General features: G+C 71.3%; 25 protein-coding genes. 15 read left to right on the top strand and 10 right to left on the bottom strand.

Annotated elements, in window-relative coordinates; all coding sequences use genetic code 11:
• Positions 1-39 precede the first annotated feature (39 nt).
• On the bottom strand, positions 40-1,038 hold the full coding sequence (locus tag ACFV8T_RS15730) for an aldo/keto reductase family protein (protein WP_385327811.1): 999 nt from the start codon (positions 1,036-1,038) through the stop codon (positions 40-42).
• An 85-nt stretch (positions 1,039-1,123) separates the two neighbouring features.
• A complete protein-coding gene (gene rho / locus ACFV8T_RS15725) occupies positions 1,124-2,281 on the bottom strand; it encodes a transcription termination factor Rho (RefSeq protein WP_385327810.1) in 1,158 nt (385 codons plus the stop codon).
• A gap of 376 nt (positions 2,282-2,657) precedes the next feature.
• Here rho and ACFV8T_RS15720 point away from each other — a divergent pair, with 376 nt between their 5' ends.
• Entirely contained in the window at positions 2,658-3,539 is an 882-nt protein-coding gene (locus ACFV8T_RS15720; RefSeq protein WP_385327808.1) for a GNAT family N-acetyltransferase, read from the top strand.
• 54 nt (positions 3,540-3,593) lie between these two features.
• Here ACFV8T_RS15720 and meaB read toward each other — a convergent pair whose 3' ends face one another.
• From meaB to mutA, 3 genes are read right to left on the bottom strand one after another with little or no spacing between them, the layout of a single operon-like run.
• A complete protein-coding gene (gene meaB, locus ACFV8T_RS15715; protein ID WP_385327806.1) occupies positions 3,594-4,583 on the bottom strand; it encodes a methylmalonyl Co-A mutase-associated GTPase MeaB in 990 nt (329 codons plus the stop codon).
• Positions 4,584-4,595: 12 nt separating this feature from the next.
• A complete protein-coding gene (scpA, locus tag ACFV8T_RS15710; protein ID WP_385327804.1) occupies positions 4,596-6,797 on the bottom strand; it encodes a methylmalonyl-CoA mutase in 2,202 nt (733 codons plus the stop codon).
• Complete coding sequence (gene mutA, locus ACFV8T_RS15705; RefSeq protein ID WP_385327803.1) at positions 6,797-8,659, bottom strand: methylmalonyl-CoA mutase small subunit; 1,863 nt, start codon at positions 8,657-8,659, stop codon at positions 6,797-6,799. Before mutA ends, scpA begins: the two co-directional genes overlap by 1 nt.
• Positions 8,660-9,163: 504 nt before the next feature.
• On the opposite strand from mutA, the gene ACFV8T_RS15700 reads away from it, so the two are divergent.
• From ACFV8T_RS15700 to ACFV8T_RS15685, 4 genes are all read left to right on the top strand, one after another.
• A complete protein-coding gene (locus tag ACFV8T_RS15700; RefSeq protein ID WP_385327802.1) occupies positions 9,164-9,961 on the top strand; it encodes a tyrosine-protein phosphatase in 798 nt (265 codons plus the stop codon).
• 166 nt (positions 9,962-10,127) lie between these two features.
• Positions 10,128-11,069 (top strand): hypothetical protein, encoded by a 942-nt coding sequence (locus tag ACFV8T_RS15695; RefSeq protein WP_385327800.1) that lies wholly within the window; start codon positions 10,128-10,130, stop codon positions 11,067-11,069.
• Between the two features lie 136 nt (positions 11,070-11,205).
• Positions 11,206-11,610: a DUF1992 domain-containing protein gene (locus ACFV8T_RS15690; protein ID WP_385327799.1), complete on the top strand. Its 405-nt coding sequence runs from the start codon at positions 11,206-11,208 to the stop codon at positions 11,608-11,610.
• Positions 11,611-11,665: 55 nt separating this feature from the next.
• Positions 11,666-12,157 carry a GNAT family N-acetyltransferase gene (locus ACFV8T_RS15685; RefSeq protein ID WP_385327797.1) on the top strand — a complete coding sequence of 164 codons (492 nt, stop codon included), beginning with the start codon at positions 11,666-11,668 and terminating at the stop codon, positions 12,155-12,157.
• Between the two features lie 67 nt (positions 12,158-12,224).
• Here ACFV8T_RS15685 and ACFV8T_RS15680 read toward each other — a convergent pair whose 3' ends face one another.
• Positions 12,225-12,614, bottom strand: a complete 390-nt coding sequence (locus ACFV8T_RS15680) for a VOC family protein (protein WP_385327796.1) — start codon at positions 12,612-12,614, stop codon at positions 12,225-12,227.
• A 211-nt stretch (positions 12,615-12,825) separates the two neighbouring features.
• On the opposite strand from ACFV8T_RS15680, the gene ACFV8T_RS15675 reads away from it, so the two are divergent.
• Positions 12,826-13,341: a DUF6328 family protein gene (locus tag ACFV8T_RS15675; protein WP_385327794.1), complete on the top strand. Its 516-nt coding sequence runs from the start codon at positions 12,826-12,828 to the stop codon at positions 13,339-13,341.
• Between the two features lie 25 nt (positions 13,342-13,366).
• Here the strand turns inward: ACFV8T_RS15675 and ACFV8T_RS15670 are convergent, their stop codons facing one another.
• Both ACFV8T_RS15670 and ACFV8T_RS15665 read right to left on the bottom strand, forming a co-directional pair.
• Positions 13,367-14,194 carry a VOC family protein gene (locus ACFV8T_RS15670; protein WP_385327792.1) on the bottom strand — a complete coding sequence of 276 codons (828 nt, stop codon included), beginning with the start codon at positions 14,192-14,194 and terminating at the stop codon, positions 13,367-13,369.
• A gap of 136 nt (positions 14,195-14,330) precedes the next feature.
• A complete protein-coding gene (locus ACFV8T_RS15665) occupies positions 14,331-14,663 on the bottom strand; it encodes a DUF6479 family protein (protein ID WP_266423879.1) in 333 nt (110 codons plus the stop codon).
• A 259-nt stretch (positions 14,664-14,922) separates the two neighbouring features.
• Here ACFV8T_RS15665 and ACFV8T_RS15660 point away from each other — a divergent pair, with 259 nt between their 5' ends.
• From ACFV8T_RS15660 to ACFV8T_RS15630, 7 genes are all read left to right on the top strand, one after another.
• On the top strand, positions 14,923-15,312 hold the full coding sequence (locus ACFV8T_RS15660) for a hypothetical protein (protein WP_385327790.1): 390 nt from the start codon (positions 14,923-14,925) through the stop codon (positions 15,310-15,312).
• 115 nt (positions 15,313-15,427) lie between these two features.
• Positions 15,428-15,994 (top strand): 2Fe-2S iron-sulfur cluster-binding protein, encoded by a 567-nt coding sequence (locus ACFV8T_RS15655; protein ID WP_385327788.1) that lies wholly within the window; start codon positions 15,428-15,430, stop codon positions 15,992-15,994.
• The gene (locus tag ACFV8T_RS15650) at positions 15,991-16,977 is read left to right on the top strand and encodes an FAD binding domain-containing protein (RefSeq protein ID WP_385327786.1); all 987 of its coding nucleotides are present in this window, start codon (positions 15,991-15,993) and stop codon (positions 16,975-16,977) included. Before ACFV8T_RS15655 ends, ACFV8T_RS15650 begins: the two co-directional genes overlap by 4 nt.
• A 42-nt stretch (positions 16,978-17,019) precedes the next feature.
• Positions 17,020-19,119 (top strand): xanthine dehydrogenase family protein molybdopterin-binding subunit, encoded by a 2,100-nt coding sequence (locus tag ACFV8T_RS15645; RefSeq protein ID WP_385327784.1) that lies wholly within the window; start codon positions 17,020-17,022, stop codon positions 19,117-19,119.
• Between the two features lie 150 nt (positions 19,120-19,269).
• Positions 19,270-19,773 carry an ATP-binding protein gene (locus tag ACFV8T_RS15640; RefSeq protein WP_385327782.1) on the top strand — a complete coding sequence of 168 codons (504 nt, stop codon included), beginning with the start codon at positions 19,270-19,272 and terminating at the stop codon, positions 19,771-19,773.
• Positions 19,774-19,951: 178 nt separating this feature from the next.
• Positions 19,952-21,376 carry an NADP-dependent succinic semialdehyde dehydrogenase gene (locus ACFV8T_RS15635; protein ID WP_385327780.1) on the top strand — a complete coding sequence of 475 codons (1,425 nt, stop codon included), beginning with the start codon at positions 19,952-19,954 and terminating at the stop codon, positions 21,374-21,376.
• Positions 21,377-21,398: 22 nt separating this feature from the next.
• Positions 21,399-23,786 (top strand): phosphoketolase, encoded by a 2,388-nt coding sequence (locus ACFV8T_RS15630; protein WP_385327779.1) that lies wholly within the window; start codon positions 21,399-21,401, stop codon positions 23,784-23,786.
• Positions 23,787-23,813: 27 nt separating this feature from the next.
• On the opposite strand, the gene ACFV8T_RS15625 is transcribed toward ACFV8T_RS15630, so the two are convergent.
• Positions 23,814-24,137: a plasmid stabilization protein gene (locus ACFV8T_RS15625; protein ID WP_385327777.1), complete on the bottom strand. Its 324-nt coding sequence runs from the start codon at positions 24,135-24,137 to the stop codon at positions 23,814-23,816.
• 136 nt (positions 24,138-24,273) lie between these two features.
• A complete protein-coding gene (locus ACFV8T_RS15620) occupies positions 24,274-25,389 on the bottom strand; it encodes a chemotaxis protein (RefSeq protein ID WP_385327775.1) in 1,116 nt (371 codons plus the stop codon).
• Between the two features lie 213 nt (positions 25,390-25,602).
• On the opposite strand from ACFV8T_RS15620, the gene ACFV8T_RS15615 reads away from it, so the two are divergent.
• Both ACFV8T_RS15615 and ACFV8T_RS15610 read left to right on the top strand, forming a co-directional pair.
• Positions 25,603-25,764, top strand: a complete 162-nt coding sequence (locus ACFV8T_RS15615) for a DUF1269 domain-containing protein (RefSeq protein ID WP_385327773.1) — start codon at positions 25,603-25,605, stop codon at positions 25,762-25,764.
• A 125-nt stretch (positions 25,765-25,889) separates the two neighbouring features.
• A complete protein-coding gene (locus tag ACFV8T_RS15610) occupies positions 25,890-26,456 on the top strand; it encodes a hypothetical protein (protein WP_385327771.1) in 567 nt (188 codons plus the stop codon).
• Positions 26,457-26,465 lie beyond the last annotated feature (9 nt).

Raw genomic sequence — 26,465 nt, 5'->3', positions numbered from 1 at the left:
CCCCGGCCCCCGCTCGTGCCGGGGCCGGGGCCGGTCGGATCAGCTGTTGCCCGCGTGCCCGGCCGTCAGCGCGGGATCCCGCTCGACCACCGGGTCCAGGATGTCGTCGATCCCCTTCAGCAGCTCCGCGTCGAGTGTCACACCGGCCGCCCGGACGTTCTCCGTCACCTGCTCGGGCCGGGAGGCGCCGATGATCGCGGCGGAGACGTTCGAGTTCTGCAGCACCCACGCGACCGCGAGCTGGGCCAGACTGAGACCGGCGCCGTCGGCGAGCGGCCGCAAGCGCTGGACGCGCTCCAGCACGTCGTCACGCAGCCAGCCGGCGACCATGTTCGCGCCGCCCTTGTCGTCCGTCGCCCGCGAACCGGCCGGGAGCGGCGCACCGGGCTTGTACTTGCCCGTGAGCGCGCCCTGGGCGATCGGGGACCAGACGATCTGGCCGATGCCCAGCTCCTCGGAGGCGGGCACCACATCGCTTTCGATGACCCGCCACAGGGCCGAGTACTGGGGCTGGTTGGAGATCAGCGGCACCCGCAGCTCGCGGGCCAGTCCATGGGCGGCGCGCAGCTGGTCGGCCGTCCACTCCGAAACGCCGATATAGAGGGCCTTGCCGGAGCGGACGACGTCGGCGAACGCCTCCATGGTCTCTTCCAGCGGTGTCGAGTGGTCGTAGCGGTGGGCCTGGTACAGGTCCACGTAATCCGTCTGCAGGCGGCGCAGCGAATTGTCGATGGACTCCATGATGTGCTTGCGGCCGAGCCCCCGGTCGTTGTGTCCGGGACCGGTCGGGAAGTAGACCTTGGTGAACACCTCCAGACCCTCACGGCGTTCGTTCCTGAGGGCCCGGCCCAGGACGGCCTCGGCCCGGGTCTCGGCGTAGACGTCCGCGGTGTCGAAAGTGGTGATTCCGGCGTCCAGGGCGGCGCGGATGCAGGCGACCGCCGCGTCCTCCTCCACCTGGGAGCCGTGGGTGAGCCAGTTTCCGTAGGCGATCTCACTGATGGTCAGACCGCTGCGGCCGAGTCGGCGGAACTCCATGTGGCTGCTCTCCCTGTGCTCGTGAGCGCGGATCATGCGTGGCCCGGCCATGCTATTGCGCCGGGCCGGCGCCGCGCGGACAGGCTCAGGCGTCCGGGACGGTGCGATGGACGGCACGGAGGAAGGCCGCGTTGTCCGGGGTGCGGCGGATCCGGTCCAGCAGCGTCTCCAGCGCGGTCTGCGAGTCCCTGGCGTGCAGCGCGCGCCGAAGTCCCCGTACCACCCGCAACTCGCCCTCAGGTACGAGGAGTTCCTCGCGCCGCGTGCCGGACGCCGGGATGTTCACGGCCGGGTGGATGCGCCTGTCCGCGAGTTGGCGGTCGAGCCGGAGCTCCATGTTGCCGGTGCTCTTCAGCTCTTCGAAGAAGTAGTCGTCGGCGCGGGAGCCGGTCTCCACCAGCGCCGTGGCCAGGATGGTGAGGGAGCCACCCTCCTCGGCGAGTCGGGCGGCGCCGAAGAGCTGCTTGGGGCCGAGCAGGGCGGCCGCGTCGACGCCGCCGCTGAGAGTGCGTCCGCCCGCGGCGGAGGCGTTGTTGTGGGCGCGGCACAGACGGGTGAGGGAGTCGAGCAGGATGACGACGTCCTGGCCCTGCTCGACCAGTCGCTTGGCACGTTCGACCGCGAGTTCGGCGAGTGCGATGTGCTCCTTCGCGGGCCGGTCGAACGTCGAGGCGAGGACCTCGCCCCGTACGGACCGGCGCATGTCGGTGACCTCCTCGGGGCGTTCGTCGACCAGCACCACCATCAGGTGGCACTCGGGGTGGTTGGCGGCGACGGCGGCGGCGACCTGCTGGAGCAGCACCGTCTTTCCGGTCCTGGGCGGCGCGACGACGAGCCCGCGCTGCCCCTTGCCGATCGGTGCGATCAGGTCGACGATACGCATCGCGGCGCCGCCGGACGGCGTCTCCAGCCGCAGCCGGTGCCTGGGGTGGAGCGGGGTGAGGTCGCGGAAGTGCGGCCTGCCGCGAAGCGCCTGCGGGGAGCGGCCGTTGACCCGCTCCACGGCGGAGAGAGTACGGGGGCGGTCGCACAGTCCCTCGACGGCATCGCCCCGGCGCAGGCCGTGGCGGCGGATCAGGGCGGCCGGGACCACCACGTCGCCGGGGGAGGGGCGGCCGTCCTGGAGGCGCAGCGCGCCGTTCCCCTGGTGTGTGAGGTCGAGGACGCCGGCGGTCCTGGTCGCTGTCGTGGCGTCGGTGGGCAACTCCTGTCGGAGCAGCGGGTGTTCGAGTGTGCTGGTCATGGTGGGCGGTCCTTTCGCGGACATGGCGAATGAAGGGGCCGGACGGCGCGGGCGGAAGAGATCACGCCCCGCACGACGGGCGGGAAAGCCCGGACGGAGAAGAACCCGGTCCGAACTGGATGATGTGATGTGCGAAAGCTGGATCGCCGGTCGGAAAAGGACGGGCACGGCAGCTTCGGAGAGGTGACTCGGCACCGGCGCCTCGAAGTGAGGCCGACACAAGTACCAAAGGCACCGTACCACGGCCCTGGGGAACCGGGGCCGGGCCGAAGGCCCCGATATCCGGTTGCCGCGGCGTTCGCGGAGTGATGTGGTTCTCCGGGCCACCCGCCCGCTCACCCATCCCGACCGGCGCCCCGGGCGCGGAGGAGTCACCTTGTCACTACGCATCACCGCACTGTCCGACCCCGATGGGGCCAGTGGCAGCCATCGTCTGGTCTGGCTCGCCTCCGACCCCGAGGGCAGCCCCGTCGGGTCGGCGTTCCTGCGCGTCTTCACCCGCGGGGGCCAGGACCACCTCGCGGAACTGGAGCTCCACGTCCACCCGGCGGAGCGCCGCAAGGGCATCGGCTCGCGGCTGTTCGACACGGCGGTCGCCGCCGCCCGCGAGGAGGGCCGGCGCAGCGTCATCGCGCAGGTCCGGGCAGGGACCCCGGGGGATCGTTTCCTGCGGACCAAGGGGCTGCGCAAGGTGCTGACCCTGACGTACGTCCGGCTTCCGCTGGCGAAGTCCGACACCGAGGACCTGCGCCGGACCGTCGGGCAGCCGCATCCGGGCTACCGGCTCATCTCCTGGGACGGCACCGTCCCGGACGACCTCGCGCCGACGTTCGCCGCGTCCCGCCGGGCCATGGACGACATGCCCATGGACGACACCGACTTCGGCACGGTCGTCTGGGACGTGGACCGGCTCCGGTCCGCGGCGGCGGCCATCGCCGCTCGCGGCGACCTGCTCCACACGGTCGCGGCGGTCGACGAGTCCGACGCCACGATCGTGGGCTTCACGGAACTGGTCGTCCCGGGCGACGGGACGGGCGACGGCCAGCACTACGGCACCGGAGTCCTTCCCGAGCACCGGGGGCACGGCCTCGGCCGGTGGATGAAGACGCGGTCCATCCTCCAGGCCCGCGAAAGCCACCCGGGCCTGGAAGGGCTGTTGACGGACACCGCCGACAGCAATACGCACATGCGGAGCATCAACGACGCGCTGGGCTACGAGCCGACACACAAGTCGGTCCAGTACCAGCTCGATCTGTAGGAGTCCGCCGCCCGGTGGCCGGGGTGAGACCCCGGCCACCGGCCTTCTTCCGGATCAGGCCGTGCCCCGGAACGCGGCCAGGATCCGTTCGGCCGCCAGCGTGGCCGTCAACTCGCCTTCCCGCACCCGCTGTTCCAGCCCCGGAGCGAGCGCGCGCACCTCCGGATGACCGCGCAGACTCTCCAGCAACTCGTCCCGCACCATCGTCCACGTCCAGTCGACCTGCTGGTCACGCCGCTTCGCGGCGAGCCGGCCGGTCGACTCCAGCAGCGCGCGGTGCTGCTCCAGCCGCTCCCACAGCGTGTCGAGACCGGCCGACTCACGGGCGCTGCAGGTAAGGACCGGCGGGGTCCACGCCGCGTCCACCGGGTGCATCAGCCGCAGCGCGCCCGCCAGTTCACGGGCGGCCGCGCGGGCGTCGCGCTCGTGCGGGCCGTCCGCCTTGTTGACCGTGATCGCGTCCGCCAGCTCCAGCACCCCCTTCTTGATCCCCTGGAGCTGATCGCCGGTCCGGGCCAGCGTCAGCAGCAGAAACGTGTCGACCATGTTGGCCACCGCCGTCTCCGACTGTCCGACGCCCACCGTCTCCACCAGCACCACGTCGTACCCCGCGGCCTCCATCACCACGATGGACTCCCGGGTCGCCTTGGCCACCCCGCCGAGCGTCCCGGCGGTCGGGGACGGACGTACGAACGCCGCCGGGTCCACCGCGAGCCGCTCCATCCTGGTCTTGTCGCCCAGGATGGAGCCGCCGGTACGGCTGGAGGACGGATCGACGGCCAGCACCGCGACCCGGTGCCCGAGCCCGGTGAGCATCGTGCCGAGGGCGTCGATGAAGGTGGACTTCCCGACCCCCGGCACGCCGCTGATGCCGATCCGCCGCGCGGAGCCGGAGTGCGGCAGCAGCTCGCGCAGCAACTGCTGGGCCAGCGACCGGTGATCGGGCCGGGTGGACTCGACGAGAGTGATGGCGCGCGCGATCTGCGCCCGCTTCCCGTCGAGCACCCCCTTCACATAGCTGTCGATATCGATCTTCGGAGCCATCGGGTCAGCGGCTCACAGCTCGTGGCCGAGCGCGGCACCGAGCCGCGCCACCAGGTCGTACGCGGCATCCGGAATGACCGTGCCGGGCGGGAACACGGCCGTCGCGCCCGCCTCGTGGAGCGCCTTGACGTCCTGCGGCGGAATCACCCCGCCCACCACGATCATGATGTCCTCGCGCCCCTCGGCAGCCAGCTCCTCGCGGAGCGCCGGCACCAGTGTGAGGTGCCCGGCGGCCAGCGAGGAGACGCCCACGATGTGCACGTCCGCCTCGACCGCCTGCCGTGCCACCTCGGCCGGCGTCTGGAACAGCGGGCCGACATCGACGTCGAAGCCCAGGTCGGCGAAGGCCGTCGAGATCACCTTCTGGCCGCGATCGTGGCCGTCCTGTCCCATCTTGGCGACCAGGATGCGCGGACGGCGCCCCTCGGCCTCCTCGAACCTGTCCACCAACGCCCGGGTCCGGTCCACGGAAGGGGATTCACCTGCCTCGTTGCGATACACACCGGAGATCGTACGGATCTGGCCCGCATGCCTCCCGTACACCTTCTCCAGTGCGTCCGAGATCTCGCCCACGGTCGCCATCGCGCGTGCCGCGTCGACGGCGAGGGCCAGCAGATTGCCTTCGAGGCCGGGGCCGGGATCCCGCTCGGCCGCGGCCGTGAGCGCGTCCAGCGCGGCCCGGCAGGCCGACTCGTCGCGCTCCTCGCGCAGCCGGCGCAGCTTCTCGATCTGCTGGGTGCGCACCGACGAGTTGTCGACCTTGAGCACATCGATCTGCTCATCGGTCTCCACCCGGTACTTGTTCACCCCGATCACCGGCTGGCGCCCGGAGTCGATCCGCGCCTGGGTGCGGGCCGCGGCCTCCTCCACCCGGAGCTTGGGGATGCCCGCGTCGATGGCCTGCGCCATGCCGCCCGCCGCCTCGACCTCCTCGATGTGCTGCCAGGCCCGGCGCGCCAGGTCGTACGTCAGCTTCTCCACGTACGCGCTGCCGCCCCACGGGTCGATCACCCGGCCGGTGCCCGACTCCTGCTGGAGCAGCAGCTGGGTGTTCCGGGCGATCCGGGCGGAGAAGTCCGTCGGCAGGGCGAGCGCCTCGTCGAGCGCGTTGGTGTGCAGCGACTGGGTGTGCCCCTGGGTGGCGGCCATCGCCTCCACACAGGTCCGGGTGACGTTGTTGAACACGTCCTGCGCGGTCAGCGACCACCCCGACGTCTGTGAATGGGTGCGCAGCGACAGCGACTTGGCGTTCTTCGGCTCGAACTCCTTGACCAGCTTGGCCCAGAGCAGCCGGGCCGCCCGCAGTTTCGCGATCTCCATGAAGAAGTTCATGCCGATCGCCCAGAAGAACGACAGCCGGGGCGCGAACGCGTCCACGTCGAGACCGGCGTCCCGTCCGGCCCGCAGATATTCCACCCCGTCCGCGAGGGTGTACGCCAGCTCCAGATCGGCCGTCGCACCCGCCTCCTGGATGTGATAGCCGGAGATGGAGATCGAGTTGTAGCGCGGCATCTTCTGCGAGGTGTACGCGAAGATGTCGGAGATGATCCGCATCGAGGGCTTCGGCGGATAGATGTAGGTGTTGCGGACCATGAACTCTTTCAGAATGTCGTTCTGAATGGTCCCGGCCAGTTTCTCGGGCCCGACTCCCTGCTCCTCCGCGGCCACGATGTATAGCGCCAGTACGGGGAGCACCGCGCCGTTCATCGTCATCGACACCGACATCCGGTCCAGCGGGATGCCGTCGAAGAGCTGCCGCATGTCGTAGATCGAGTCGATCGCCACGCCCGCCATGCCGACATCGCCGGTCACCCGAGGGTGGTCGCTGTCGTAGCCGCGGTGGGTCGGCAGGTCGAAGGCGACGGACAGGCCCTTCTGCCCGGCCGCGAGGTTGCGGCGGTAGAAGGCGTTGGACTCCTCGGCGGTGGAGAACCCGGCGTACTGCCGGATCGTCCAGGGCTGGTTGACGTACATCGTCGGGTACGGGCCCCGCAGATACGGGGCGATGCCCGGATACGTACCGAGGAAGTCGAGCCCTTCGAGGTCGTGCCCGGTGTACAGCGGCTTGACCGCGATGCCTTCCGGGGTCTCCCACGACAGGTCGCCGTCGGAACTGCCGGAGGACTCCTTCACCGAGGTGCGCCACCGCTCCTCGGACACCTCGGCGGCGGCGCCCGGACCGAGCTCGATGCCGGAGAAGTCAGGGATACGCATTACGCCACATCCATATGGTCGAGGAGGGAGGAGAGCACGGCCACCACATCGGAGCCCGCGAAGACGTACTCGTCGACGCCGGTGCAATCTCCGGGGCGGCCGGCGAGGAACACCCGCAGCGCACCCGCCGAACCCAGCGCCTCGGCGACCGCCGCGGCCTGCTCGGTGTAGAGCGCGTCGCTGGAGCAGAGGCAGGCCACGGTGGCCCCGCTGGCCCTGAACGCGTCGGCGGCCGTGGTCGCGTCGACCGAGACCGGGTCGTGGACCGGTTCGATGCCGCCGGCCTGGAAGAGGTTGGCGGCGAACGACGCCCGCGCGGTGTGTGCCGCGGCGGGGCCGAGCGCGGCGAGGAACACCTTGGGCCGCTGCCCGGTCGCCGCGAGGTGGGCGTCCGACCGGGCGCGCAGCGCCTCGAACGCCTCGTCACGGCGGACCCTGGGCAGACCGCCCGATGTCTCGGCCGGTACGGCGGGGGCCGGCTCGCGCTCCACCGGGCGTTCCGCCAGCTGCGGGAACTCGCTGACCCCGGTGATCGGCTCCTTGCGGCGCGCCAGGTCCTTGCTGCGCGCCGCCCAGGTGGCCGCGAGACGCTCGCCGATCATCCCGGAGCGAAGGGCGGCGGCCTGGCCACCGGACCGTTCGATCTCCTGGAAGAACGACCATGCGGCGTCCGCGAGTTCGTCGGTGAGCCGCTCCACGTACCAGGAGCCGCCCGCCGGGTCGATCACCCGGGCCAGGTGCGACTCCTCCAGCAGGATCGTCGACGTGTTACGGGCGATGCGCCGGGCGAACGCGTCCGGCAGGCCCAGGGCGTGATCGAAGGGCAGCACGGTGACGGATTCGGCGCCGCCGACACCCGCACCCAGACACGCCAGCGTCGTGCGCAGCATGTTCACCCAGGGATCGCGCCGCGTCATCATCACCGACGACGTCACCGCGTGCTGGCGCTGGGCACCGGCTCCGGCCGCCCCGCACACCTCGGCCACCCGGGACCACAGGCGTCGCGCGGCCCGCAGCTTGGCGATGGTCAGGAACTGGTCGGCGGTCGCCGCGAACCGGAACTCCAGCTGCCCGCAGGCGTCCTCGACCGACAGCCCGGCGTCCGTCAGCGCCCGCAGACAGGCGACACCGGTCGCCAGCGAAGCACCCAGCTCCTCGGCCGCCGAACCGCCGGCCTCGTGGTACGGCAGCGCGTCGACGCTCAGCGCCCGCAGTCCGGGAAACTCCTGTGCGCACCGCTGTGCCCAGTGGACCGCGGCCGACAGATCGGGTTCGGCGCCGCTGCGGGCGGCCTGCCCGAACGGGTCGGCGCCCAGGTTGCCGCGCACACTCCGCGCGTCGACGCCCCGCTCCGCGCAGATCCGCAGCAGCTCCGTCGCCGCGGCGTCGGTCTCGTCGCCGGCATCGAGCACCACGGGGGCCAGATCGAGGTAGACACCGTCCAGAGCCGCCGCCAGCGCCGACACCGGAACACCCGCGGCACCGCCCACGGTCAGCCACAGCGAGGTGACACCGTTCTCCAGATCGGCGAGCACCGCCTCGTTGAGGCGCGCGGGATCCGGCAGCGTGTGCCGCTGCCGTACGTCCCAGCCGCCCGCCGCGTTGCCCTCGGCCTTGCTGCCGCGGGTGAAGGGGGCGAAGCCCGGATATCCGGCATCGGGCGCGCTGTCGCGCGAGGTGTAGAGGGGGCGGGTGATGAGCCCGTCCTCCACTGTGGTGGACAGTGCTTCCTCGGCGGCCGAACCCGCGGCGTCCTTGCCCGACTTGCGCAGCACGCCTTCGACGAGGCGTTGCCAGTGCTCATGGGCGGGAGCGGGGAATTCGGCGGCCAACGAAAGCCCGTCGGCAGGCAGGACCGTCATGCCCAGATGCTAGGTCAGGGCGCTGGAGGGCAGCATGGGTTCCGCTTGTGACCTTGCCCTCTCCGAGCGCACTTGATCCTTCACCCAGCGTCGCGTAGACGACCGGGCCCGGCGCTCGGGTGATTCCTCCGATGCGCCCGGGAAGAGCGTCGAGGCGGGCCGTGGTCGCTGTCGCCGTCCTCTGACGGCGAAGATTCCGCGATCCGGCCCGCCCCGTGTCCCGAACGGAATCGCGGCGCCGGGAATTCGAGGGTCGGCGTACCGTTCCGAGCATCGACCGGCGTTGCCCTTCGGGCGGGGTTTCGGAGAACACGCCGCTATTGGTGTGATGCGCCCCTGACCTGGGTGAGGGCGGCTTCGATTTCACATTTCCTTTATCTCCGGACGTGCCCCCGATCGATACCGTCCGGCGTTTTACTTTGTCGATTTCCCGGCTGCGTGCGACGTTTGATCCGGCCAGGCCGAATTAATTCGGATACGCGTCGGGAAAAGGGGAAGTTCATCGTGCAGACAGCCAGGGCCGTCCCGTCATCCACCGTCCTCAACCTGCGCGACCTGGGCGGCATCGCCCTGGGCCCGGACCACCGGGTCCGGGCGGGTGTCGTGCTGCGGTCCGGACAGCTCAGCGGGCTCGACGCGGCGCAGGATTCGCAGGTGGCCGCGCTCGGCATCCGCACCGTCGTCGATCTGCGGACCGCCGACGAGCGTGCCGCCGCACCCGACCGGCTGCCTCCCGGGGCGCGGCTGTTCGTCGCCGATGTGCTCGGGGACAATCCGGGTGTGGCGCCCGCCCGGTTGCGCGCGCTGCTCACCGACCCCGTCGAGGCGGAGCGGACGCTGGGGGGCGGGAAGGCGGAGGGGCTGTTCGCGGACACCTACCGGCAGATGGTGCTCTCGCCGGGCGCGTCCGCCGCCTACCGGGCCTTTGTCGAGACGGTCGCCGACGACCGCGCCCGGCCGGTGCTCTTCCACTGCACGGCCGGCAAGGACCGTACCGGCTGGGCCACCGCCCTCCTCCTGATGATGGTCGGTGCGTCACGCGATGCCGTGCGCGCCGAGTTCCTCGCGGTGAACCCGGTGGTACGGGTCGCCTTCGCGCCCTATGTGCAGGACTTCCTCGACGCGGGCGGCGACCCCGAGATCGCGTCCGCCATCACCGAGGTCCGCCCCCGCTATCTCGACACGGCACTCGACGCCATGGACGAGAGGTGGGGTGGGCTCGACGGGTATGTGCGCGACGGCCTGCGCATTCCTGGAGCGGCGATGGAGCGGCTGCGCGGCGGACTGGTGGTGCCCGCCTGAACCGCGGGCCGTGACCCGGCCGGCCCCCCTGACGGAAGTGGCCACACCTCCTCCGCGCACCCGGGAAGCGACGGTGCGCCCGAGGGTTGACTTGATACCCCCAGGGGGTATGTTGTGGTGCATCGGGAAGCGCTGCCTCCCGGTCGACCCGATGGAGGAAACCGTCATGAACAACGCACTGAGGATCACCGCCTTCGCCGCCGCGCTCGCCGCGACCTTCGGGACCGCGTACGGAGTGGGCAGGGGCGTCGACCCGATGATGACCGCCGAGGACCGCCCCGCCGGGCAGCACGGCGGCCACGGCGGGGGAGAGGGGGGTGGGGCGAAGGCGGCGGCGGACCATGCGGCCGGCGGGCTGCGGATCTCCGACGGCGGCTACACGCTGGCCCTTGAGACACCGACGGTCCGGGCCGGGGTCCGTACCGGGATCCGGTTCGCCGTCAAGGACGACAGCGGGCGCAAGGTCACCGCCTATCGGCGTGAGCACGGCAAGGAGTTGCACTTCATCCTCGCCTCCACCGACCTCACCCAGTACCGGCATCTGCACCCCGTCCGTGCGGCCGACGGCACCTGGTCGACGCCGGTCGACCTCCCCGAAGCCGGTGGCTACCGGGTGTTCGCCGACTTCACCCCGGCGGCCGCGGGTGCCGAGAACCTCACGCTGGGAGCGGATCTGGCCGTCTCGGGTGCCTACCGCCCCGCCCCTCTCCCGGCCCCGAGCGCCACCGCCGAGGTCGACGGCTACCGAGTCGCACTCGGCGGCGAACTCCGCGCCGGCCGGGCCGGCGAACTCGAACTCGCCATCAGCAGGAACGGTCGTCCCGTCACCGATCTCCAGCCCTACCTCGGCGCGTACGGGCATCTGGTCGCCCTGCGCTCGGGCGACCTGGCCTATCTGCATGTCCACCCGAACGAAGGGGGTCCCGGTCCGGCGGTGTCCTTCACGGCGACGGCGCCCAGCGTGGGAACGTACCGGCTCTTCCTGGACTTCAAGCACGAGGGCAAGGTGCGCACGGCGGCGTTCACCGTCCGGGTGGCCGAGCCGGGCGACGACGGCGACGGGCACCGGGGGAGCGGCACCGGGGCTCCCGCCGCGCACGCGCACTGACGCGGACGACCCGGCTCCCGAAATGGCCCTGTGCCGAGGCGCGTTGAGGCGTGGGTGCCGGGGTGCGCCGGGTTCCCCCTCGACTCCTGGGTATCGTGAAAGGACCGGATTTCGAATCCTCCGAGAGGGGCGTACGTTGACCGAGCGCAAGCCTGCGGGCGTCAGCTTCGAATCATGGGTCGACAAGCAGATCCGGGAGTCCGAGCAGCGCGGCGACTTCTCGCAGTTGCCGGGATTCGGCAAGCCGCTCGAAAGTCTTGAGGCTCCCTACGACGAGAACTGGTGGATCAAGCAGAAGATGCAGCGCGAGGGGGTGTCGGTGCTCCCGCCGGCGCTGGCCCTGCGCAAACAGGCGGAGGACGTGGCCGAAGCCGTGCCCGGGGCGCGGACGGAGGCCGAGGTGCGGCGCATGCTGGCAGAGGTCAACGAGAAGATCCGGGCGGCCATCAGGCGGCCGCCGCCGGGACCGCCGCTGAACCTCAAGCCGTTCGACATCGACGCCGTGGTCGACGAGTGGCGCACGACGCGCGATCCCTCGTAGCCCTCGACGGGCCCGCGGGTCGGTGTCCGGCCGCCGGATGCGTAATACTCCGTTCATGACATCGAGCATTACGCGCCGGGACGGCGGGGCGCGACGGGAGACCGTGCGCATCAGGCGGGCGACCGCCCGGGACGCGAAGCGGCTCACCCGGCTGGTCAGGACGTCCCGCGCCTACGAGGGGCAGTACGCCGCCATGGTCGCCGGATACCGGGTGGGTCCCGACTACATCGAGACCCATCGGGTCTTCGCGGCCGTGGAGCCCGGCACCGAGCGGCTGCTCGGCTTCTACTCGCTCGTTCTCGCGCCGCCGGAACTCGACCTGATGTTCGTCGCCGACGATGCGCAGGGACTCGGCATCGGGCGGCTCCTCGTCGGTCATCTGCGCGGCGAGGCGGAGCGCGCCGGCCTCACCGGCGTCCGCGTCGTCTCGCACCCGCCCGCCGAGGGTTTCTACCGGAGCGTCGGTGCCCGGCGGACCGGCACCCTGGCGGCCAACCCGCCCGCCGTCATGTGGGACCGGCCCGAACTGCTGTTGCCGATCGCCTGAACCCACACGGAGCGGTCCGGCCGGGACCCGTGCACGAGCTCCGGCCGAACCCTCCTGCCGGCACGCCCTAGGAGGGAAAGCCGCCGTACGGGCGCGTGATGATCTCCATGGCATGACCGGCGGGATCGAGGAAGTACACACCTCGGCCGCCGTCATTGTGGTTGATCTCGCCCGGATGCTTCTGGTGCGGATCCGCGTAGTACGTGAGCCCGAGCTCCTTGATCCGGGCGTACGCCGTGTCGAACTCCGCTTCCGAGACGAGGAAGGCGTAGTGCTGCATGACGATCGAGGCCTCGGGAATGGTCGCGAAGTCCAAGGTGACCCCGTTCGCGGTTTCGACCGCGACGAACGGGCCCCATTCCGCGCCGACTTCCAGCCCCAGTATGTCCGCGAGGAACTCGGCGGATTCCCGGTTGTCCCGGGCGTGAACGATGGTGTGATTCAACTGGACTGACACTGTGGAATGCCTCCAACAGGCATCTCCGGGCACCTCCACGCCTCACCCGGCCGGTGACCGACGCGCGATGCCGTACCTAAGATCCTAGGTGAGGTCGAACTGCTCGTCGAGAGCCGGTGATCGATCCGGCCATCACCCCGGCCCCGGTGACCGGCTACGGTGGGGGAGGGGGGAACGCGAAGTACTCCGGGTATTCGGACGGAGGCTCCCGGTGACCTCGACAGCACGTCTTCCCGGCAGTCAGGGCAGCGACGACGGCCGCCACGAGACGCCCGAGGAGCGAGCGGACCGGCGGTGGACCGATCTGCTCCAGGAACTGCGCGTGGCCCAGACCGGCGTCCAGATCCTGTTCGGCTTCCTGCTCGCCGTCGTCTTCCAGCCCCGCTTCGCCGAGCTCTCGGACACCGACCGCACCATCTACGTGGTCACCGTGCTGCTGGGATCGGCCACCGCCGCCGCCCTGATCGGGCCCGTCTCGTACCACCGGCTGCTGACCGGACGGCGGCTCAAACCGCAGACGGTCACCTGGGCCTCACGCATGACCGTGCTGGGGCTCGTCCTGCTGTTCTGCACCATGTGCTCCGCCCTGCTGCTCATCCTGCGGGTGGCCCTGCACGACCCCGTCGTCCTGTGGCTGGTCGGCGGCATGGCGCTGTGGTTCCTGATCTGCTGGTTCGTCCTTCCGGCCTGGGCGCTGGCCCGCTCCTCGTCCGGGCACGAGAAATGACCGCGGCGCGGGGGGAACAGAACGGTCAGCCGGAATCGCCTGCCGCGAGCCCCCGGACATCCGTGACCGTGAAGAGGCCGCCGTCCGGGTCCAGCAGGGTCGCCTCGCTGCCCCGCGCCAGCGGCCGCTGCTCGACCAGGCTGCCGCCGTACTCCCTCGCCGCAGCGACCGTGGCCGCCACATCGGTGACGGGGAAGTGCACCTGCCAGTGCGGGCGGACCAGCGGATCGGGCGCCGCCTCCACCGCGCCGGAGCTGATCCGGGCGAGCCGGCGCCCGTCGCAGTCGATGATGACCTCGTCCTTCTCGTACGACACCTCGCAGCACCCCGGGCGCCCGCTCGCCCAGTCGAGCACCTCTCCGTAGAAGATCGCGGCGTCGAAGGCGTTCCTGGTGTGCAGGCGCAGCCAGGCGTGCGAATGGTCGTCCGGCGCGCGCGGCGAGGTCGCGGGCTCGGTCCGCTCCCAGATGCCGAACACCGCACCGTCCCGGTCCGCCGCCAGCGCCCCGCGCCCCTTGCCGAGCGCCATCGGCCCCACGGCGACCGTGCCGCTGCGCTCACGGATGCGTGAGGCCGCCGCGTCGGCGTCGGCGACGGCGAAATAAGGCGTCCAGGCCACGGCCACCCGGTAGGCGGTCGCCACCGCGCCGATGCCCGCGACCGGTACGTCGCCCCGGCGTGCGACCGAGAACTCCTGCCCCAGCTTGCCCGGACGGAAGGTCCACCCCAGCACGGCGGTGTAGAACTCCTGCGCCGATTCCAGATCGCGGGTCATGAGGTTGACCCAGCAGGGCGCTGCGGATCCGGTCAGCGGCGCCGGTGTCGGCGCCCTCCCCGAGTGGCTTCCGGTCATGGTCCTACTGCCTTCATCGGTTCCGAGGTCTGGGTCCGCCCGTGGCCGTCGGGCCCTCACCAGCCTCACCGGGGGCGGCCGCCACCGCAACACGCGACGTCCCGCCCCGAGGACCGCTGCCGGGGAGGGGCGAGGGTCAGTCGCGCTGCTCGTCGGTCTCGCGACGGATGGTCTCGCTCCCGTGGTCGCCGAGCTCATAGGGCGAAAGGCCACGGCCGTCGGGCGGGAAGTGGTCGTCGCCGTGCACATCGCGTTCCTCGATGTGGCTGCGGTGGTCCGGCCGTGGTGGCTGCTCGTCGGGTCTGGGCGGTGGCAGCTCCTCGGCCCGGCGCCGCTTCCCCAGCCATACCGCGCCGATCAGCACGGCCACCAGCACCACTCCGACAATGCCCATCACCGACCCGGTCGCGCCCCGGCCGTCGGCAAGGACGAGGGCCAGCGAACTCAGGTCTGCGCTCGAAACGTCCATGCTTGCCGGATACCCCGAGGCGGAGACCTCAGTCGATAATTCACATGAATTCATGTTTTAAGTGGATATGAACAAAAAGGTGTTTCGCGTCGAGGGGCCGCGATCGGCTCGTGCGCCGACGGTCTCGTGTCGCCGTCGCCCCGTCACGGGGTGAGCCTGGAGACAGCCTCGAATCGCCTCAGGGGCACGACGCCCGCCGCCGGGGCCAACGGTCCCGGGCGCGGGGCGCGCGGCGGAACACCGAGCGGAAGGAACCGCGGTGAACACCATCAAGGAGAAGCAGACGGAGGAGAGCGGGTACGGCCAGGAGGTCTCGGTCGTCATCAGCGGGTGCGAGAAGGCCGACGCGCGGATGGTCTTCGACGTGCTGCGCGCCGCGTTCACCACCGACCGGGCCTCGGTCGACGTACCGCAGAATCTTGCGGGCAAGCGCCCCACCGCTTGGGTGGTGACCGTCGACGTCACCGAGGCGAGGGTGGTCTCGGGGCCGGTCGCGCTCGGCGCGCCCGTGAGCGTCGATGTGCAGGGCGGCTACTGGGCGGTGGAGCGGCTCCGCCAGAGCCTGGCGCACGCCTTCGACGTAAAGGTCGTCGGGACCGTCTCCGGCGACCAGGAGGAAGAGGTACGGCTGCGTCTGGCGAGCCGGTAGACCGATGGGCCGACAGCCCGGAGGGCCACGGCCCGGCGGCGGAGCAATGGGGCGGGAAGCCACCGCCCGTCTGGTAGAAAGCGGACAAAAGGCCACCCCTGAAAGGTGCGAGTGCGTGGACCCCTCTCACGGGCGGGACGACGGTGCGCAACAGCCGGGAGCAACCGGTGACCGTTCCACCCTGACCCTGCAGATCAACGGAACCGAGCGGACGCTCACGCTCGATCACCGCACCACCGTCCTGGACGCGCTGCGCGAGCACCTCGACCTCACCGGTGCGAAGAAGGGCTGCGACCACGGACAGTGCGGGGCGTGCACCGTCATCGTCGACGGGCGGCGCGCCAACAGCTGCCTGCTGCTCGCCGTCGCCCACGACGGCGCCGCCATCACCACCGTCGAGGGCCTCGCCGAAGGCGACCTCCTCCACCCCCTCCAGGAAGCCTTCCTGGACCGCGACGCCCTGCAATGCGGCTACTGCACCCCCGGCCAGATCTGCTCGGCTGTCGGCATGCTCGGCGAGGCGGCGGACGGCTTCCCGTCCCATGTCACACCCCGGAGTGCACCCGTATCGGCCCCGGCACGGCTCGGCGCCGACGAGATCCGCGAGCGGATGAGCGGCAACCTGTGCCGCTGCGGCGCGTACCCCCGTATCGTCCAGGCGATCGAGGACGTGGCGCCATGAAGCCCTTCGCCTATCTCCGCGCCCGGTCCACGGAGGAAGCGGTCCAGGAGAGCGCCGCCCGCCCCGGCGCCGTGTTCCTCGGCGGCGGCACCAACCTCGTCGACCTGATGAAGCTCGGTGTCGAAGCCCCCGAGCTGCTCATCGACATCCGTCGGCTGCCACTGGACCACGTGGCCGACACCGCGGACGGCGGCCTGCGGATCGGCGCGACCGTGCGCAACAGCGACCTGGCCGCCCATCCCGCGGTACGCACCCGGTACCCCGTCCTGTCGCAGGCGCTGCTCTCCGGCGCCTCCGGGCAGCTCCGCAACACCGCCACGACCGGCGGCAACCTGCTGCAACGCACCCGTTGCCCGTACTTCCAGGACACCTCCAAGCCCTGCAACAAGCGGGAACCCGGCACCGGCTGCCCCGCCCGCGACAGCGCCCAGCGCGATCTCGCCGTACTCGGCCACTCCGCGCAGTGCGTCGCCACCCACCCGTCCGACATGGCCGTCGCCCTGTCCGCCCTCGACGCCACCGTCCACCTGCACGGACCGGACGGCGCGCGGACCGTGCCCGCCACCGGATTCCACCGCCTGCCCGGCGACACCCCCGACCGGGACACCGAGATCCGGCCGGGTGAACTCATCACCGAAGTGACCCTGCCACCGAGCCCCGGCGGCGCCGCCTCCCTCTACCGCAAGGCCCGCGACCGCGCCTCCTTCGCCTTCGCCCTCGCGTCCGTCGCCGCCGTACTGAGCGTCCGGGACGGCCGGATCGAACACGCCGCGCTGGCCTTCGGCGGACTCGCCCACCGGCCCTGGCGCGCACGGGCCGCCGAGGACGTGCTCCGCGGCGCACCGGCCACCGACGAGACCTTCGCACGGGCCGTGGACGCCGAACTCACCGCGGCCCGGCCGCTGCGCGACAACGCGTTCAAGGTGGGCCTCGCCCGCAATCTGGCCGTCGACGCACTCGCCGAACTCGCCGCCGACAGCTGAGCAACCGCACCCACGCCGACCCCCTGCCGTGAGGACCCCGTCATGAGCCAGGCCCCGCCACCACTGGGCACCCCCGTCGTCCGCCGTGAGGGCCGGGACAAGGTCACGGGCACCGCCCGCTACGCCGCCGAGCACACCCCGCCGGGGTGTCTGTACGGCCGGCCCGTCCCCGCCACGATCGCCCGCGGCCGCGTCGACGCCATCCGCGCGGACGAGGCACTGGCCCTGCCGGGTGTGCACGCCGTACTCACCCACGACAACGCGCCCCGGCTGAAGGAGCCCGACGACCCGATCCTCGCCGTCCTCCAGAACGACGCGGTCCCGCACCGGGGCTGGCCCGTCGCGCTCGTGGTGGCCGACACGCTCGACCACGCCCGTGCCGGGGCCGAGGCGCTGCAGATCGCGTACGAAACCACCGAGCACGATGTCCTCCTGGCCGAGGACCACCCCGGCCTGTACACGCCGGAGACCGTCAACGGCGAGTACCCCGCCGTCCGCGAACGCGGCGACGCCGACCGGGCCTTCACCATGGCACCCGTACAGGTCGACGCCACTTACATCATCGGCGCCCTGCACAACCACCCCATGGAGCCGCACGCCTCCACCGCGCAGTGGACGGAGGACGGGCATCTGCACGTCCATGACTCGAATCAGGGGTCCACCGCGGCCCGCGAGAGCCTTGCCGCCGCCTTCGGGCTCCGGCCGCAGCAGGTCACCGTGGTCTCCGAACACGTCGGGGGCGGCTTCGGCTGCAAAGGCACCACACGCCCGCAGGCCGTCCTGGCGGCCATGGCCGCGCGCCACACCGGACGCCCCGTCAAGGTCGCCCTGCCGCGGCGCCAGTTGGCTGCCATGGTCGGCCACCGCCCGCCCACCGTGCAGCGCCTCCGGCTCGGTGCCGAACTCGACGGTACCCTCACCTCGGTCTCCCACGAGGTCATCACCCAGACCTCCACGATCAAGGAGTTCGTGGAGCAGGCGGCCGTCCCGTCCCGCATCATGTACGGGTCGGCTCACAGCCGTACCACCCATCGTGTGACCGCCCTGGATGTGCCGAGCCCCTCCTGGATGCGCGCACCGGGCGAGGCCCCGGGCATGTACGCGCTGGAATCCGCCATGGACGAACTCGCCGCGGCCCTCGGCATCGACCCCGTCGAACTGCGCCTGCGCAATGATCCGGCCGACGAACCCGACTCCGGCCGCCCGTTCAGCAGCCGGGGTCTCGCCGACTGTCTGGAGTCGGGCGCCGCACGCTTCGGCTGGTACGACCGCGATCCGCGCCCCGCGGTCCGCGAGGAGGGTCCGCTGCTGGTCGGTACGGGCGTCGCGTCCGCCACGTATCCCGTGTACCTCTTCGGCTCCAGCGCCTCGGCGCACGCGGCACCCGACGGCTCGTACCGCGTCCAGGTCAACGCCACCGACATCGGTACCGGCGCCCGCACCGTGCTCGCGCAGATCGCGGCCTCCGTACTGGACACCCCGGTGGAGAACGTCAGGATCGACATCGGCAGCAGCGAACTGCCCGACGCCCCGCTGGCCGGCGGCTCCTCGGGTACGGCCTCCTGGGGCTGGTCCGTGCACAAGGCGTCCACCGCCCTGCTGGGACAGCTGCGCGAGCGCACCGGCCCCCTTCCCGCCGAGGGACTGACGGCCTTCGCGAATACCGGGCAGGAGACCTCCGGGCAGTCCCCGTACGCACGCCACGCTTTCGGTGCGCAATTCGCCGAGGTCGCCGTCGACTCCCGCACCGGAGAAGTGCGGGTGCGCCGGATGCTCGGTGTCTTCGCCGCCGGGCACATCCTCAACCCCCGTACCGCACGCTCACAGTTCATCGGGGGTATGACCATGGGAATCGGCATGGCCCTGACCGAGGGCAGCACCATGGACCCTGTCTTCGGGGACTTCACCGAGAGTGATCTCGCCTCTTACCATGTGCCGGTCTGTGCCGACGTGCCGGAGATCGAGGCGCACTGGATCGACGAGGAGGATCCGCATCTCAACCCGATGGGCAGCAAGGGCATCGGCGAGATCGGCATCGTCGGCGCCGCGGCGGCCGTCGGCAACGCCGTCCGGCACGCCACCGGTATCAGACTGCGCAGCCTCCCGCTCACCCCGGACACGCTGTTGCCGTATCTGCTGTGACCTGGGCGGTCGTCCCCTGTGTTGCGGGACCGGTTCCGCCGGGTCACCCTGTTGAGTGACCCAGAAGTGACATCTGCTCACTCTTCGTGTTCGGGGGTCGTTCGTCCAACGGGGCGAAGCCAGTGAGCCTCGATGTGAGGAGCCTCGACGATGACCGTTCCACTCGACCGGCACTATCTGGTCGAACTCCAGGTTTCGACAGAGCGTGTGTCCCAGCTGCGGCGAATAATCGCGGCGCACCTCCGCCACTGGAGTCTCGAACTCCACGTCCGGCCGGTGTGCCGGGGCGTGGAGGAGCTGCTGACCAATGTCCACCGGCATGTCGGTGACGACAACAACTGCGTCGTCGAACTCCGCTGGTCCGGGCGGCATCTCACGGTCTCCGTCGCCGACAACGGCTCCGAGATGCCGAAGCTGCTCAGCACCGGCGGCGGTGGCCTGAGCCGAGTCATGGCCCTGAGCGACAGCTGGGGCACCTGCCGTACGGCCGGGGGCAAGGTCGTCTGGTTCACCAGGTACGCCGAGGAGCCGTACAGCGTCGACCTGACGCCGCTCCCGCCGCTGCCCGGTGTGCGCGAGTTCCGCCGCCCGCCCGACACCGTCGCCGCCCCCGTCGCCGAGCCCGCGAAGGTGGCCGACCCCGCTCTCGTCTGAGACGGGCCACCGGGACCGCCGGCTTGCGCCCCCGCTGAAACGCCACCCCGCCCGGCGCGGACGACGTGCACACGGCACGCACGGACCGCGCCGGCCGGTGTCCGCCCGGCGGGGCCCGCGTTGCGGCGCGGCGCACGGCGCGGCACGGTCGAAGAACCGAGGCTAGGAGGACACGGCCATGCCCATCGCGACGGTCAATCCCGCGAACGGCGAAACCCTCAGAACGTTCGAAGCGCTGGACGAGGCGGGGATCGAGCAGCGGCTCGACGCCGCCGACGCCGCGTTCAGGCAGTACCGGACCACCGGATTCGCCGAACGGGCCCGTCTGCTGCACCAGGCCGCGGGGCTGCTCGACGAGGACCAGCAGGACATCGCGCGCACCATGACCACCGAAATGGGCAAACCCGTCAAGGCGGCCCGCGCGGAGGCCGCCAAATGCGCCAAGGCCATGCGCTGGTACGCGGCCCATGCGGAGGAACTCCTCGCGGACGAGCATCCGTCCGCCGCCGATGTGCGGGACTCCGGCGCCTCCCGGGCCTATGTCCACTACCGGCCGCTCGGCGCCGTGCTCGCCGTGATGCCGTGGAACTTCCCGCTCTGGCAGGTCGTACGGTTCGCCGCCCCGGCCCTCATGGCGGGCAACGTCGGCCTGCTCAAGCACGCCTCCAACGTCCCGCAGACGGCGATGTATCTGGAGGGCCTGTTCCGCCGGGCCGGATTCCCGGCGGGGTGCTTCCAGACCCTGCTGGTGGGATCGGGGGCGGTCGAGTCGATCCTGCGGGACCGCCGGGTCGCCGCGGCCACCCTCACCGGCAGCGAACCGGCCGGCCGCTCGGTCGCATCGATCGCCGGCGACGAGGTGAAACACACCGTCCTGGAGCTGGGCGGCAGCGACCCGTATCTCGTCATGCCGTCGGCGGACGTCGCCAGGGCCGCCCGCACCGCCGTCACCGCGCGGGTGCAGAACAACGGGCAGTCCTGCATCGCCGCCAAACGGTTCATCGTGCACACGGAGGTGTACGAGGAGTTCGCCGAGCGGTTCACCGTGGGCATGAACGATCTGACGGTCGGCGACCCCATGCAGGAGTCCACCGACATCGGACCGCTCGCCAGCGAACAGGGCCGCACCGACCTGGAGGAGCTGGTGGACGACGCGGTGCGGCAGGGCGCGAGCGCCCTGTGCGGAGGCGGCAGGCCCGACGGTCTGGCCCCGGAACTGGAACGCGGCTGGTTCTACGCCCCCACCGTCCTCACCGGGATCACCCCCGCCATGCGCATCCACCGTGAGGAGACCTTCGGGCCCGTCGCCTCGCTCTACCGGGTCGACGGACTGGACGAAGCCGTGGCGCTCGCCAACGACAGCCCCTTCGGCCTCAGTTCCAACGTATGGACCCGCGACCCGGACGAGGCGCGGCGCTGCGTACGCGATCTGGAGGCGGGCGGTGTCTTCTTCAACGGCATGACGGCGTCCCATCCCGCGCTGCCCTTCGGCGGCGTCAAGCGCTCCGGCTACGGGCGTGAGCTCGCCGGTCAGGGCATCCGCGCATTCTGCAACGCGACCACGGTCTGGTACGGCCCCGAGCCCGTCGGTGCCACGTCCTAGAGCCCTTCGGCTGGAGACATCCATGAGCAACGCCCCCGGCCCGGCAGCCCCGTCCGGCCCGTCCGACGAAGAGATCGCGGCACTCGACGCGCACTGGCGGGCCGCCAACTACCTGGCCGTCGGCCAGATCTATCTGATGGCCAACCCGCTCCTGACCCGGCCGCTCGCCCGGGAGGACATCAAGCCGAGGCTGCTCGGCCACTGGGGCACCTCACCCGGGCTGAACCTGGTCCACACCCACCTCAACCGGGTCATCAGGTCCCGCGGCGTCCAGGGCCTCTGCGTCTGGGGCCCCGGCCACGGCGGACCCGCCGTCCTCGCCAACTCCTGGCTGGAGGGCAGCTACTCGCAGACGTACCCCGATGTCAGCCGCGACGCCGAAGGCATGGGGCTGCTGTTCAAGCAGTTCTCCTTCCCCGGCGGGGTGCCCAGCCACGTGGCACCGGAGACACCCGGCTCCATCCACGAGGGCGGCGAACTCGGCTACGCCCTCACCCACGCCTACGGGGCCGCCCTCGACCACCCCGACCTGATCGTCACCTGCGTCATCGGCGACGGCGAGGCCGAGACCGGACCGCTCGCGGCGTCCTGGCACTCCAACAAGTTCCTCGACCCGGTGCACGACGGAGCCGTCCTCCCGGTTCTCCACCTCAACGGCTACAAGATCGCCAACCCGACCGTGCTCGCCCGCCTCCCCGAGACGGAGCTCGACGCCCTGCTGCGCGGCTACGGGCACGACCCCCTGTACGTCGGCGGTGACGACCCGCTCAATGTCCACCGGGCGATGGCCGCCGCGATGGACCGGGCCGTCGACCGGATCCGGGAGCTCCAGGACGCAGCCCGCACCGGCGGCGACACCGGCCGCCCGCACTGGCCGATGATCGTGCTGCGTACCCCCAAGGGCTGGACCGGCCCGGTGGAGGTCGACGGGGTGCCCGTCGAGGGCACCTGGCGCGCCCATCAGGTCCCGCTGCCCGGGGTCCGGGACAACCCGGACCATCTGCGGCAGCTGGAGGCGTGGATGCGCTCCTACCGGCCCGAGGAGCTCTTCGACGCGTCGGGGCGGCCCAGCGCCCAGGTGCTCGCCTGCGTGCCCGAGGGCGATGCCCGGCTCGGCTCGACCCCGTACGCCAACGGCGGTCTGCTCCTGCGCGACCTGCCCATCCCGCCGCTGGACGACCACGCCGTCGAGGTCGACAAGCCCGGCACCGTGCTGCACGAGCCGACGCGGGTGCTCGGCGGCCTGCTGGAGGCCGTCATGGCCGCCACCGCCGAGCGCCGCGACTTCCGTGTCGTGGGCCCCGACGAAACCGCCTCGAACCGGCTCGACGCCCTCTACGGCGCCACCGCCAAGGCGTGGCAGGAACGGACGCTGCCCACCGACGAGCACCTCTCCCGCGACGGCCGCGTCATGGAGGTGCTCTCGGAGCATCTGTGCCAGGGCTGGCTGGAGGGATATCTGCTCACCGGGCGGCACGGTCTCTTCTCCTGCTACGAGGCGTTCGCCCACATCGTCGACTCGATGGTCAACCAGCACATCAAATGGCTCAGGACATCCCGCCGGCTGGCCTGGCGCCGCCCCATCGCCTCGCTCAACTACCTGCTCACCTCGCACGTCTGGCGCCAGGACCACAACGGGTTCTCCCACCAGGACCCCGGTTTCGTCGACCATATCCTCAACAAGAGTCCCGAGGTCGTACGGGTCTATCTGCCGCCGGACGCCAACACCCTGCTCTCCGTCGCCGACCATGCGCTGCGCAGCCGTGACTACGTCAATGTGATCGTGGCCGGCAAGCAGCCGTCCTTCGACTGGCTCACCATGGACCAGGCCCGCGCGCACTGCGCCCGCGGCGCCGGTGTGTGGGAGTGGGCGGGTACGGAGGACGGCAGCCGCGAACCCGACGTGGTGCTCGCCTGCGCCGGTGACGTACCCACGCTGGAGACACTGGCCGCCGCCGACCTGCTGCGCAGGCACCTGCCGGAACTGGCGGTACGGGTGGTGAACGTGGTCGACATGGCGCGGCTGCTGCCGCGCGAGGAGCACCCGCACGGAATGCCGGACTCCGAGTACGACGCGGTATTCACCAGGGACACCCCGGTGATCTTCGCCTACCACGGCTATCCGTGGCTGATCCACCGGCTCGCCTACCGGCGGGCGGGCCATGCGCAGCTGCATGTGCGGGGCTACAAGGAGGAGGGCACCACCACGACGCCCTTCGACATGGTGGTCCGCAATGACCTGGACCGCTACCGGCTGGTCATGGACGTCATCGACCGGGTGCCCGGCCTCGGGGTGCGCGCGGTGGCGGTACGCCAGGCGATGGCGGATGTCCGCACCCGCCATCACGCCTGGATCCGTGAGCACGGCACGGACCTGCCCGAGGTGGCCGGCTGGACCTGGAGCGGCTGACACCGCCCCGGTTCCCACGACGTGGGCTCAGCGGCCGACCGCGCGTGCCAGCTGGGCCTTCGTCATGTTCGACCGCCCGTGGATGTTCTTCCTCCTCGCCTCTTCGTAGAGCTGGTCGCGGGTGGGCCCTTCCGCTCCGCTGCGGGAGCGCAGACCGCCGCGCCGCGGGGACGACATGTCCTCGATGGAGGTACGGCTCGCGGTCCTCGACTCACCGGCGCGGGCGCGTGCCTTGTTGACCGTACGGGCCGCGATCTCCTCGGCCCGCTCCTCGCTGACGCCGCGCTCCTGCGCGCTCTCCTTGATGTGCTCGTACTGCCGTTCCCGCTTGGCGTCGTATCCGCGTGGCATGGTGCGATCACCTCTCTCCCTGGGACCTGCCGCGGGGCCCGGCGGGGCCCCTCCTCAGTCTCCCAGCGACCCCACGGGCCCGCACGCCTGAGGCGTGCGGGCCCGTGGGAGGGGTTGCGGCGTCGTGCCGGTCGGTTCAGTAGCGCAGGGCCGCCGCGATCCGTCCGTGCTCCGCGAGCGAGTCGTCCGGGAGGAAGACCACGTCGGCGCCGCTGTCCAGGGCCGCCTCGACGAGCTCGTCCACGATGTCCTCACGGACCGCGCCGTCCGTGAGGTCCGCGGCTTCGCCGCTCACCGGCTCCAGGTGCTCGTCCGTCACCCGTACGGTCTGCTGGAAGTGCTCCTCCACCGCGACCAGTCCGGCACGGCCCTCCCGCACGGCGGCCCACACCTCGTCGAGACCGCCGGCGAAGGCACGACGGCCGCGGGCCTCGTCCAGCTTGCCGTCGATCTCCGCCGCGAACCGCTGCTGCCGTTCGTCGAGCGCCGGCCGCAGCTCCTTGAGCAGGTCGCCCGGTGTCATGTCGGCGGGCGCACCCTTGGTGACCCGGCCGACGGCCGACTTGGCGCCCTCACCGACCTCGTCCAGCAGAGCGAGCGCGGGGGCGAGGCCCATCAGATAGAGCGGCCGCGGCTCCGCGGCCAGCACCGCGCGCAGCTTCTCGTCGACCGTGCGCAGGAAATTGCGCGTCTCCTCGTCGCTGAAGGTGCTCGGGGTGTCGCCGATCCGCTCCTCGCGCTGCGGGTTGGGCGCCTCCTGCGGAGCCGTCAGCGGGAACCCGCCGGCCTGCTCCTCGCGCAGGGCGTCCGTCGTGCCGCTCCACAGGACCGCCCGGTCGGCCGACACGGTGAGCGCCCAGAACGGCTGGGCCTGTGCCTTCGCGGCGACCAGGTTGCGGGTCAGATAGGTGTCGCTGAGCACCACCCGTTCGGGGGCGGTGCGCGGAAGCTGCCAGATCTGGTGCTCGCCGGTGGTGACGAGGAGGACCAGGGCGTCCAGGGACCGGCGGGGGTCCACCTCGGTGACCGCCCGGTCCAGCTGCTCCTTGAGCGCGGTCCGGGCCTCGCGGGTGACCTCGGGGTCCGCTTCCAGCCGCCCGGCGGCCTCGGCCACCAGGTTGCGCAGCCGAACGGCGTCCTGGGCATTGTCCGGAGCACGGCGGTGGGTCGGCATGGTCAGGGACAGGGCCGGATAGGGCTTGACCGCCCGCAGTTCCTGCAACAGGCCGGCGGTCAGGGCGTCCGTATCCATCGTTCTCTCCCAGGGTCTCGGCCGGTATCCGCTCCCGAGCGAAGCGGGTGAATTCGACGAGTCAATTCATACCTTTTGATCCTAATATGAGCGAGTTCTTCATTGTTGTTCTCAGGAGGTGCATGCGATGTCCGCACTCACTGTGTGGAAGTTCCGGTCGGCCGAGGGCGCGGAGAGCATGGAGACATCGCTCAAGTCCCTCCGGGAGGAGAGGTGACACCGGGCACTTCGGCCCTGTTCCCGCTGACCACGGACGAGGTGCCCGACCGGATCGGCGACGCGCTGCCCGACGGCGGTGCCGAACTGCTCCACAGCGACCTGGACGCGCGGAGCGAGGAGCGGCTGTGCGAGGCCTTCGGTGACGAAGCGGCCTGACCGGCCGGGGGAGAGCGGCGACCGCGCTCTCCCGCACTTGTCCCCTCCTCCCTCATGCCCCCCATCCCTCCTGCCTTTCCCTGTCCCTCCCTCTTCCTAGGCCCTTCCGAGCAGACGGAGCGTCCGTGAACCCGACCAGTCCCTTGCGGCATGCCCTCGGCGGCCGCGCAGTCCGCAGTCTGACCCCGGCCGTGCTGGCCGCGGTGATCATCACCGGTACCGCCGCCTGCGGCGGCTCCAACACCACCTCGTCGGGCACGGCCAGGAGCACCCGTACGGTCTCCCCCGAACCGGCCAAGACCCCCTCCGCGAGTCCCACTCCCCGTACCCAGCGGGAATTCGCCGCCTCGGTCTCCGCCGCTGCCGAGCGCAACCGGCAGCGGGCGGTGAAGCAGCTCGCGGGCGTGCGGGGTCGGGGCAACGCGGTCAAGGACGTCTCGGTGACCGGGCAGCCGGTCGCGAAGTCCGAGCAGTTCCGCAGCGCTCTCGTCCGCGTCACCAACCCCACGGACAAGGCCGCCTTCTACGCCGTCAAGGTGGAGTTCGTCGACGCGTCCGGGAAGGTGCTCGACTCCGTGGTGCTCGGCTTCCCGGACGCCCCGCCCGGACGGACCGTCAGCCAGCACGCCAACAGCCGGAAGGCGGCCGGCGTCAAGACCTTCCCCCGGATCGCCCAGGCCGAGCGCAGCTGACGGCCGGGC

This window comes from Streptomyces sp. NPDC059832 (assembly GCF_042731715.1).
In the GTDB taxonomy this organism is placed as follows: Bacteria; Actinomycetota; Actinomycetes; order Streptomycetales; family Streptomycetaceae; genus Streptomyces.
This window is presented reverse-complemented; position numbering and strand designations above follow the sequence as displayed.

Coding starts and splice junctions, on each gene's coding strand:
- ACFV8T_RS15640 (WP_385327782.1), top strand. CDS start 19,270: ATGACCGTTCCACTCGACCGGCACTATCTGGTCGAACTCCAGGTTTCG.
- ACFV8T_RS15665 (WP_266423879.1), bottom strand. CDS start 14,663: ATGGACGTTTCGAGCGCAGACCTGAGTTCGCTGGCCCTCGTCCTTGCC.
- ACFV8T_RS15630 (WP_385327779.1), top strand. CDS start 21,399: ATGAGCAACGCCCCCGGCCCGGCAGCCCCGTCCGGCCCGTCCGACGAA.
- ACFV8T_RS15670 (WP_385327792.1), bottom strand. CDS start 14,194: ATGACCGGAAGCCACTCGGGGAGGGCGCCGACACCGGCGCCGCTGACC.
- ACFV8T_RS15730 (WP_385327811.1), bottom strand. CDS start 1,038: ATGGAGTTCCGCCGACTCGGCCGCAGCGGTCTGACCATCAGTGAGATC.
- mutA (WP_385327803.1), bottom strand. CDS start 8,659: ATGACGGTCCTGCCTGCCGACGGGCTTTCGTTGGCCGCCGAATTCCCC.
- ACFV8T_RS15645 (WP_385327784.1), top strand. CDS start 17,020: ATGAGCCAGGCCCCGCCACCACTGGGCACCCCCGTCGTCCGCCGTGAG.
- ACFV8T_RS15650 (WP_385327786.1), top strand. CDS start 15,991: ATGAAGCCCTTCGCCTATCTCCGCGCCCGGTCCACGGAGGAAGCGGTC.
- ACFV8T_RS15635 (WP_385327780.1), top strand. CDS start 19,952: ATGCCCATCGCGACGGTCAATCCCGCGAACGGCGAAACCCTCAGAACG.
- ACFV8T_RS15625 (WP_385327777.1), bottom strand. CDS start 24,137: ATGCCACGCGGATACGACGCCAAGCGGGAACGGCAGTACGAGCACATC.
- ACFV8T_RS15685 (WP_385327797.1), top strand. CDS start 11,666: ATGACATCGAGCATTACGCGCCGGGACGGCGGGGCGCGACGGGAGACC.
- ACFV8T_RS15620 (WP_385327775.1), bottom strand. CDS start 25,389: ATGGATACGGACGCCCTGACCGCCGGCCTGTTGCAGGAACTGCGGGCG.
- scpA (WP_385327804.1), bottom strand. CDS start 6,797: ATGCGTATCCCTGACTTCTCCGGCATCGAGCTCGGTCCGGGCGCCGCC.
- rho (WP_385327810.1), bottom strand. CDS start 2,281: ATGACCAGCACACTCGAACACCCGCTGCTCCGACAGGAGTTGCCCACC.
- ACFV8T_RS15695 (WP_385327800.1), top strand. CDS start 10,128: ATGAACAACGCACTGAGGATCACCGCCTTCGCCGCCGCGCTCGCCGCG.
- meaB (WP_385327806.1), bottom strand. CDS start 4,583: ATGGCTCCGAAGATCGATATCGACAGCTATGTGAAGGGGGTGCTCGAC.